Here is an 8,460-nt window from a genome sequence, read left to right as displayed (position 1 = left end):
AATCTGGCTCCTCTGACTGGACTCGAACCAGTGACATACGGATTAACAGTCCGCCGTTCTACCGACTGAACTACAGAGGAATCGTGTGAACGGGGCGCATACTACTGGCCCCGTACTTGAGTGTCAACACTAAATTTAACACACTGATTCAATTGGCGAATTAAAACACAGGCGGCGTTTTAATGTACCTGCCTTGCGCTTTCGTTATCGCAGCCCGCCTGCCCGCGCAGACGGCTTAGCGGATCCTGGCCATAAAAATGGCAGAAGCGCTGCCACAGCGCCGGGAAGCGGGGAGCAAACAGCTCTGGCGCGCTAAAGAAATACTCGGAAAGCACGGCAAAACATTCTGCCGGATCGGTTGCCGCGTAGGCGTCGATGCTGGCCGCGCTTTCGCCAACCAGGTCAATCTCATCCTGAATATTGTCCATCGCGGCGCGCAGATCGTGTTCCCAGCCGGCCACTTCGCGCAGCGGAATCAGCGGAATGCCGCTGGCGCGATCGCCGTTGCGCGTATCCAGCTTATGCGCCACTTCATGAATAATGAGATTGAAGCCGGAAGCGTCGAACGAGTCCTGAATATCCAGCCAGTTAAGGATGATAGGGCCTTGCTGCCAGCTCTGCCCGGACTGAACCACGCGCTGATTGTGCACCAGGCCAATGTCGTCTTCCCACTCGTCATCAACAACAAACGGCGCCGGGTAGATCAGCACTTCGTGGAAGCCATCGAGCCATTCAAGGCCAAGCTCCAGCACCGGCAGGCAAAACAGTAAGCCGATGCGCGCGCTTTTCAGCGCATCCAGATCGAATCCTTGCAACGGAACCAGGCGTTTTTGCTGCAAAAAGCGGTCAGCCAGATGAACAAGCTTCTCCTGTTCCTCCGGCGACAAATTTGCTAACACAGGGGCATTTAACGCTTCTTCCCAGGGGTATTCTGCACCTTCGGCAGATTCCCTTGTCTTCCAGGGCCACTTAATCATCGTTTTGCTCGCAAACTCGCCACTTGAACCAAATTAACGGGACAGGGTCTGTTAAAATGCCAAATTACCTGGCATCATGGCAACCATCTGAACGGAGAGATGCCGGAGCGGCTGAACGGGACGGTCTCGAAAACCGTAGTTGGGGCAACTCAACCGGGGGTTCAAATCCCCCTCTCTCCGCCATTATTCAAACAGTTACGCGCTTCGCTTTCAACGACTCCCGTCACAGTTGCTTTTCCACTCTTGCATTTGCACATTTTATAACCTTTTCTTAACATAATCGATAGAAATGATTGCCGCTTTTACCATTAATTTTTGTAGCGTTTTTCCGCGGCCTGGAAATGTCACCGCACGCACGTTAATTACACTTTTTCTCATTAATTTTTATCCCGTTACGTCTGTTTGTCATTTACGTGTTGCACACTCTTTGGCGGTCTGCGGCCGTTGCAGGTGAGGGGATTCATCAGTCTCGCTGATATATCTTTAAAATTCATCAACTGGCGATATGATGAGAGAGTTATCACATTTATGTCGGAACCATTTCCTTCCTTTCATCCCTTAACCCATGCGGAAAAAACCATTATGGACGATAAAGCGGTGCGCAGCCTTGGTGGCAAACTGGCACTCTGGGTGTTCTGGATTTTCTGCGTCTATTTTGTCTGGTCGGTGCTTGATGATATCTGGCCAGTCAGCCAGACAAATTTGCCGGCCGGGTTTAATACTGGCACTGTGGGTACCGCGACCGGGAGCTGGCTGAATTCGTTTTTTGGCGTGCTGGTGTTAGCCGTCGTGGGTGCGATACTTGGCGCTATTGCCTGGTACACACGTCCGCAGGATCCGGATGCCTGAAATAGCGGGTAAGGGCTTTCATTGACGGGAACAAGCATGAATGTAATCGACTGGCAGTACCGTTTTGACCAATGGATTTCTCAGCATTTCAACCACGGCGACGCCGCGCATGATGTCTCACACTTTCGTCGGGTCTGGAAAACAGCACAAACGCTCATGCAGGGCCAGCAGGTCGATGCGCTGGTGGTGCTGACCGCCTGTTATTTTCATGACATTGTGAGCTTTGCCAAAAATCACCCCCAGCGTCACCAATCCTCGGTGATGGCCGCAGAAAAAACGGCGGCTATTCTTGCAAGCGAGTTTCCTGATTTCCCGCAACACGCCGTGGCTGGCGTGCGCCATGCCATTGAAGCGCACAGCTTCAGCGCCGGCATCGCCCCGCAAACGCTGGAAGCGAAAATTGTTCAGGATGCCGATCGGCTGGAATCGCTGGGGGCGATTGGCCTTGCACGCGTTTTTGCCGTTTCCGGCTCAATGGGAGCGGCCTTATTCGATGGCGAAGATCCGTTTGCCGCCGAACGTGAACTGGATGATAAAGCCTTCGCTCTCGATCATTTTCGTTGCAAGCTGCTGAAATTACCCGCCACCATGCAGACTGAACAAGGGCGTAAACTCGCCGAACACAACGCGGATTTTTTAGTGCACTTTATGGCGAAACTCAGCGCCGAACTGCAAGGCGATCACCAGCGCGTTGATGAAGAGGTGCTGCGCCGCTTTGGTTTTCATCTGGCCTGACGGAGACGCGTGATGGCGGATGTGCATGATAAAGCGACGCGCAGTAAAAATATGCGCGCCATCGGCACAAAGGATACGGCGATTGAAAAGCGGCTTGCCGCGTGTCTTGCTTCACTGGAACTCGATTTTCGTGTCCAGGACGCCGCCTTGCCGGGGCGGCCTGATTTTGTGCTCGACGATTATCGCTGCGTTATCTTTACCCACGGTTGCTTCTGGCATCACCACACCTGTTATCTGTTCAAAGTGCCTGCCACACGCACGGATTTCTGGCTGGATAAGATTGGCAAAAATGTTGAACGTGATGCACGTGACACGGCGTTGTTGCTGGAGCAGGGCTGGCGAGTGCTGGTGGTCTGGGAGTGTGCGCTGCGGGGGCGGTTAAAACTTAGCGACGAGGCGCTAAGTGAACGGCTGGAGGAGTGGATCTGCGAAGGTCAACAGACCGCGCAGATCGACACTCAGGGGATCCATGCGACGACGGTTACTTCTCTGCCTCGCAAGGCGTAACGATCGGGCGCGCCGGAATGAGATATTTACCCAGCGTCACCAGTACCACCGCCATAATAATAATGCCCAACGCCAGCCATTCCACGGATGAGAGATGTTCCCCGCCAAAACTTGTGCCGAGCAGCACGGCGACAACCGGATTGACATACGCATAGCTGGTGGCAACGGCAGGCGAGACGTTGCGGATCAGATACATATAGGCGTTGATGGCGATAATGGAGCCAAAGAGCGCCAGATAACCGACGGCAAAGAAACCGGAAAGTGGCGGTACTGCGCTAAGGCGCTCGCCACTTAATGCCGAAGCCGCTAACAACACAATGCCTGCGGCCAGCATTTCGATTGCGCCCGCCATCATTCCGCCCGGCAGTTCAATGCGCGAACCGTATACCGAGCCAAATGCCCAACTTAGCGAACCGACCAGAATCAACACGGCCCCCCACGGATTACCGCTTAAATTCCCGCCGCTATTAAGTAAAACAATGCCTGCCAGACCAATGGCTATGCCAAACCATTCAAGTTTTCGCGTCTTAATGCCGAAAAAATGACTGAAACACAAGGTAAATAACGGAACGGTCGCGACAACAACAGCGGCAATTCCCGATGGCACATTTTGGTGTTCGGCGACGGTCACAAACCCGTTGCCCACCGCCAGCAGCAGCACGCCAATCAGTGCGGCATTAAGCATCGGGCGCAGCGGCGGCAATTTATGGCCGGTCAGTAATAAGACGCTGGTCAGAATGACGCCCGCAGATAAAAAGCGTGTACCGGCCAGCATAAACGGCGGCCAGCTTTCAACACCAATGCGAATAACAAAGTACGTGGAACCCCAAATAATATAGAGCGCGAAAAGCGCGCCAATAAGCGGTAAAACCTGCCTGAAACGCATAACCCACCACGGCAAAAGATAAGAGGCTTATAGTAAACGTTAAAACTATCGGCCTGGCGAGTGGTTAATTGCGAAAGAAGTGTTAAATTTTTGTTGACTCAAGGTGGTGATTTTCGTCCCGGACTTTTTCCATCATACTGAGAAGCGTGACATCATAAATTCAAAAGGAAGACATTTTGGCAGGAAGTAGTTTATTAACATTACTCGATGATATTGCGACGTTGCTGGATGATATTTCAGTGATGGGCAAACTGGCGGCGAAAAAGACCGCCGGTGTGCTGGGCGACGATCTTTCGCTTAACGCGCAGCAAGTCACCGGCGTGCGCGCCAATCGTGAATTGCCGGTGGTGTGGAGCGTCGCGCGTGGGTCATTGCTGAATAAGGTGATTCTCGTCCCGCTGGCGTTACTGATTAGCGCCTTCATCCCCTGGGCCATTACACCTTTGTTGATGCTTGGCGGCGCATTTTTATGCTTTGAAGGTGTGGAAAAAGTGCTGCACACGTTTGAGGCGCGTAAACATAAAGAGAGCCCGGAGGCGCGCCAGCAGCGTCTGGAGGCGCTGGCAGCGCAGGATCCGCAGCAGTTCGAGAAAGATAAAATCAAAGGCGCGGTGCGCACCGATTTTATTCTCTCTGCCGAGATTGTTGCCATCACGCTTGGCATCGTTGCCGACGCGCCTTTGCTGAATCAGGTGCTGATCCTGTCGGGTATCGCGGTGCTGGTTACCATTGGTGTATACGGGCTGGTGGGTATCATCGTGAAGCTCGATGATATGGGCTACTGGCTGGTAGAGAAACCGGGCGTTCTGACGCAAGGGCTGGGGAAAGGGTTGTTATTCACCGCGCCCTGGCTTATGAAGATCCTGTCTGTCGTCGGTACGCTGGCAATGTTTCTGGTCGGCGGCGGGATTGTGGTACATGGTATTGCGCCGTTACATCACGCTATCGAACATTTTGCCGCGAGCCAGCCCGCACTGCTACAGGCGCTGACACCGATGGCGGCCAACCTGGTGCTGGGCTTTGTGATTGGTGCCGTGGTGGTCGCGGTTTTGAAAGGTGTGGAACGTTTACGTGGCGGTGAAAAATAAAATCTCGCGGCAGGGATTATGCAAATTTAAGTAACTTCGTCTAAGGTGAAAAAGTTTCGCCCTGATACCGGAGGCAAGAATGGTCTTTTTGGTCAGCGATGAAGTGCAGAGTAAAAAGGGTGGTCCGCTCATGATTGTTACCGGTTATGCCAGCGGTATGGTTGAGTGCCGCTGGTATGACGGCTACGGCGTCAAACGGGAAGCCTTTCGTGAAGATGAGCTGATGCCTGGCGACAGGCGGCGGATCCACGAAGAAGCATAACCACTAAAACGCCCGGCATTGCTGGGCGTTTTTATTGCCGGATAAAATACGAGCGGGGCGAAAGAGCACTCACAGAGATTTCAGGGAGCCCGTGTGCGGCAGAACCGTGTCGTAAAACAGCCCAGGTCGTTTAAACAACTGCAGCGCTATTTTGTTCCGGCTCAGGTGGTCAACCTTTGCTTTGTGATCGTGATGGTGTGCTCGACGATCCTGACGTGGCGTGAAGTCATTGTGCTGCAGGGGGCTTATGTCGCCAGCCAGCGTAGCGCGCTGGAAAACGTCAGTAATGCGCTGGATATGCAGTTTCAGGTCGGTGTGGACCGGTTGCTCTTTTTCAGAAATGGCATGCAGGCCGCCCTGCAAACACCTTTGGGATTTGAAGCGTTAAATTCCGTGCAGGGCGAGTTTGATCGTAAACGTGCCTTACCGTACTGGCAGATTGGGCTGGATAACAGCCGGACGCTGCCCATTTACGGCGTTTCCGATGCTTTGGTTGAACAGAGCGAGCTGCTGCGTCGCGACGAGGAGCTGTTGCACAACGAACTCACGGCGGCAATGGAACTTGGCTACCTGTTTCGCCTCTCCTCTGAGGCCTCTATGTTGCCGCGTCAGGCTTATTATTTCTCACGTGCGGGCTTTTTCCTCTCCACGCGCGCTGTTGAGCATGAGCAGGACATTATTTCTACCTATTACCGCTTATTAACGCGCCCCTGGTTTAGCAGCCAACAGCTGCAGAAAAACCGCGCGCGTGGGGTTCGCTGGTTCACTTTTTTTACCAACGCAGAAAGCAACAGCTTTGTTGCCGCCAGTGTGCCGCTTGATTATGAATACTATTGGTACGGTGTACTGGTCATGAGTTTCCCGTTGAGTGCGATTAAGCCGTTACTGGTTGGCGTACAACTCCAGCAGGATGGCGGGGAGTATCAGCTTTACGATAACCATTTCCGGCTGCTGACCAGTACGCAACCGCAACAAAATGCCAGCGGCGAGTTTAATCAGGATGAGATCGCTAGGCTACAAGCAGACATGACACGCGATACCATCGGTGGCCTGCATCTGGGCACCCGTTATGTGAGCTGGCAAAAACTTAAACATTTTGGCGGCGTGCTGGTGCGCATTCACTCTTTGCAGGAAGGCCTCTCCGGGGATTTCGGGCGTATCAGCATTGCGCTCTCGCTGTTGTGGGTGTTGTTTACCGGCATGTTGCTTTTTTCCTGGGTGGTCATCCGCAGAATGGTGACCAACTTGTATAGCATGCAACACACGCTGCAATGGCAGGCGTGGTTCGACCCGCTGACGCGCCTTTATAATCGGGGCTCGTTTTTTGAGCAGGCGAAAGTGTTATCTGAAGAAGCGCGGGTTCAGCGACGGCCTTTCTCAATCATTCAGCTTGATATTGACCATTTTAAGGGCGTCAATGACCAGTTCGGCCATCAGGCTGGTGATTTGGTACTATCCCACGCCGCCGGGCTTATCAGCAGTTCCCTCAGAGAGCAGGATGTTGCCGGGCGCGTCGGCGGCGAGGAGTTCTGTATTTTATTACCGGACAGCACACTTAAGCAGGCGGTACAGGTTGCCGAGCACATCCGTTCGCGCATTGAAAGTAAAGAGATCCTGATCCACAAGCGTACGACTTTGCGCATCACGGTTTCCCTAGGTGTCTGCGATGCGCAGGAAAACGGCAATTACGATTTTGAATATCTGCAATCCGTCGCCGATAGCCGCTTATACCGGGCGAAAAACAGTGGTCGCAATCAGGTCTGTTCAGTGGATGTGATGCCAAAGAGGTGATCCAGACCTTCGCGCCAGCCCGCTGCTCCCTCTTGTTGCGTGTGATAAACCCGTGGCGGGCTATCCTGACGCAGCGTTACTCCCTGACGATTAAGGCCTTTTACCACCACGGCGTAGTCAACGTTATCAAGTAGCGGCGCATCGTTTGGCCCATCACCCAGCCCGACCGTGACAGCGCGTTTACCCCGGTAATGGCGATATTGCCGGGTCAGCCAGTTTACGGCCTGATCTTTTCCGCCGCGCTCATCCAGCACATGCCAGAAACGGGCTCCCTGAACAACACGTAAGCCCAGTTGCGCCAGCGCATCATCAAAGGCGGCCATGTGTTCATCGCTGTCGCGCCAGATCAGGGTTTCAGAGGCTTCCTGCAACTTAGCAAGAGTAGCCTGCGCAGGCGTAAGGCCTGTTAACTCTGCCAGCACATGTTCATCCAGCTCTGTAAAGGTTGTGAATTTCCAGCCATTGCTCAGGCGTAATTGAGTCAGCACACGGGCGATTTCCGCATGGGGGGAACCCGTAATAATCCGTGGGTAGTCATCGTGATCTTGCCAGTGTTCATCTAACTGAATCACCGCGCCGTTTTCGGCAATAAAAGGCAGACCTTGCAGTTGCAGCATGTTTTGCACAGCGATCATTTCTGCCGCGGTTTTGCTGCTACAGAGGATTACCGGTATCTGGCGCTGGCGCAGGCGCGCAAGCCACCCGGCAGCGGGTTGCCATTCACCGGTGTGGCTATCCAGCAGCGTTCCTTCTATGTCAGAAAAGATCAGTAACGGGTCGTCCAGGCTCGGCATAGTGAGCTCCTTTGGCAGTATGAGTCGGGAGACTTTTGTCGCGCATTGTATGCAGTAGAATACAGATGTATCTGCTAATTCATTGATTTATAGTTATTTCTTGTCATGTGGACGTTTTATCTATAGAGTTGTCCCCACATCAGATTCCCTGGTGTACGAATTTTAAGTGCTTCTTGCGAGAGCAAGTTTGTCCCGGCCGTTTCGGCGGCCGGGATGTTTTCTTCAGCGATTCGCCTCCGTAATACTGAAGTCATGCACGTCCAGTTCAAATGCTTCCGCCAGTTCCCGCCAGGTATGATATTCCCGACCATCCACGCTCACGCGCTGGCCATCTTCGTCGTCGACACGATGCACTTCGCTTTCGCTGATTTCGTTAATCGCAGCCAGCAGGGCATCAACATCGATATGCACGTCCCGCTTTGCGGTCTCGCTGTACTCTTTGACTGTTTTCACGCCGTCACCTCCTTCATAAATGCAGTGTTAAGTATAGTCGGTAGAAAAAATCGCCAGCTAAACGCAGGCACGCTGTCAGGGCTGCGGTTTTGTTCTACACTGGCGTAAATGCGAGAGG

The 8,460-nt window shown here is 53.2% G+C and carries 10 protein-coding genes and 2 tRNA genes; 7 read left to right on the top strand and 5 right to left on the bottom strand.

Translation table 11 applies throughout. The features are described 5' to 3' along the window. Positions 1 to 4: 4 nt before the first annotated feature. Both DFO56_RS12085 and mtfA read right to left on the bottom strand, forming a co-directional pair. Positions 5 to 80: transfer RNA gene (locus tag DFO56_RS12085), tRNA-Asn, on the bottom strand. A gap of 99 nt (positions 81 to 179) precedes the next feature. Next, positions 180 to 977 carry a DgsA anti-repressor MtfA gene (mtfA, locus tag DFO56_RS12080; RefSeq protein ID WP_020454212.1) on the bottom strand — a complete coding sequence of 266 codons (798 nt, stop codon included), beginning with the start codon at positions 975 to 977 and terminating at the stop codon, positions 180 to 182. A gap of 93 nt (positions 978 to 1,070) precedes the next feature. Between mtfA and DFO56_RS12075 the strand changes: the two genes are divergently transcribed. The 4 genes from DFO56_RS12075 to DFO56_RS12060 all read left to right on the top strand — a co-directional run bounded on the left by DFO56_RS12075 (position 1,071) and on the right by DFO56_RS12060 (position 3,068). Beyond that, positions 1,071 to 1,160 (top strand) — tRNA-Ser (locus DFO56_RS12075). A 399-nt stretch (positions 1,161 to 1,559) separates the two neighbouring features. Next, positions 1,560 to 1,826: a cell division protein DrpB gene (gene drpB, locus DFO56_RS12070; protein WP_045511196.1), complete on the top strand. Its 267-nt coding sequence runs from the start codon at positions 1,560 to 1,562 to the stop codon at positions 1,824 to 1,826. Between the two features lie 36 nt (positions 1,827 to 1,862). Further along, positions 1,863 to 2,561 (top strand): phosphohydrolase, encoded by a 699-nt coding sequence (locus tag DFO56_RS12065; RefSeq protein WP_045511200.1) that lies wholly within the window; start codon positions 1,863 to 1,865, stop codon positions 2,559 to 2,561. 12 nt (positions 2,562 to 2,573) lie between these two features. Further along, positions 2,574 to 3,068 carry a very short patch repair endonuclease gene (locus DFO56_RS12060; protein ID WP_045511203.1) on the top strand — a complete coding sequence of 165 codons (495 nt, stop codon included), beginning with the start codon at positions 2,574 to 2,576 and terminating at the stop codon, positions 3,066 to 3,068. Here the strand turns inward: DFO56_RS12060 and yedA are convergent. Then, positions 3,043 to 3,954, bottom strand: coding sequence for a drug/metabolite exporter YedA (gene yedA / locus DFO56_RS12055; RefSeq protein WP_020454208.1), 912 nt, complete (start codon positions 3,952 to 3,954; stop codon positions 3,043 to 3,045). The two genes, DFO56_RS12060 and yedA, sit on opposite strands and share 26 nt — an antisense overlap. 176 nt (positions 3,955 to 4,130) lie before the next feature. Here yedA and DFO56_RS12050 point away from each other — a divergent pair, with 176 nt between their 5' ends. The 3 genes from DFO56_RS12050 to dgcQ all read left to right on the top strand — a co-directional run bounded on the left by DFO56_RS12050 (position 4,131) and on the right by dgcQ (position 7,095). After that, complete coding sequence (locus DFO56_RS12050) at positions 4,131 to 5,042, top strand: DUF808 domain-containing protein (protein ID WP_020454207.1); 912 nt, start codon at positions 4,131 to 4,133, stop codon at positions 5,040 to 5,042. 79 nt (positions 5,043 to 5,121) lie between these two features. After that, positions 5,122 to 5,304, top strand: coding sequence for a YodC family protein (locus DFO56_RS12045; RefSeq protein WP_020454206.1), 183 nt, complete (start codon positions 5,122 to 5,124; stop codon positions 5,302 to 5,304). A gap of 93 nt (positions 5,305 to 5,397) precedes the next feature. Next, a complete protein-coding gene (gene dgcQ / locus DFO56_RS12040) occupies positions 5,398 to 7,095 on the top strand; it encodes a cellulose biosynthesis regulator diguanylate cyclase DgcQ (RefSeq protein WP_045511206.1) in 1,698 nt (565 codons plus the stop codon). Here dgcQ and DFO56_RS12035 read toward each other — a convergent pair. After that, complete coding sequence (locus DFO56_RS12035; RefSeq protein ID WP_020454204.1) at positions 7,059 to 7,889, bottom strand: mannosyl-3-phosphoglycerate phosphatase-related protein; 831 nt, start codon at positions 7,887 to 7,889, stop codon at positions 7,059 to 7,061. The genes dgcQ and DFO56_RS12035 overlap by 37 nt on opposite strands. 222 nt (positions 7,890 to 8,111) lie before the next feature. After that, positions 8,112 to 8,342: a YodD family peroxide/acid resistance protein gene (gene yodD / locus DFO56_RS12030; RefSeq protein WP_017458383.1), complete on the bottom strand. Its 231-nt coding sequence runs from the start codon at positions 8,340 to 8,342 to the stop codon at positions 8,112 to 8,114. Between the last annotated feature and the right edge of the window lie 118 nt (positions 8,343 to 8,460).

It is taken from the genome of Kosakonia sp. AG348, assembly GCF_003337365.1.
Classification (GTDB): domain Bacteria; phylum Pseudomonadota; class Gammaproteobacteria; order Enterobacterales; family Enterobacteriaceae; genus Kosakonia.
The sequence above is the reverse complement of the archived record's forward strand: the minus strand, read 5'-3'. Positions and strand labels throughout refer to the sequence as shown.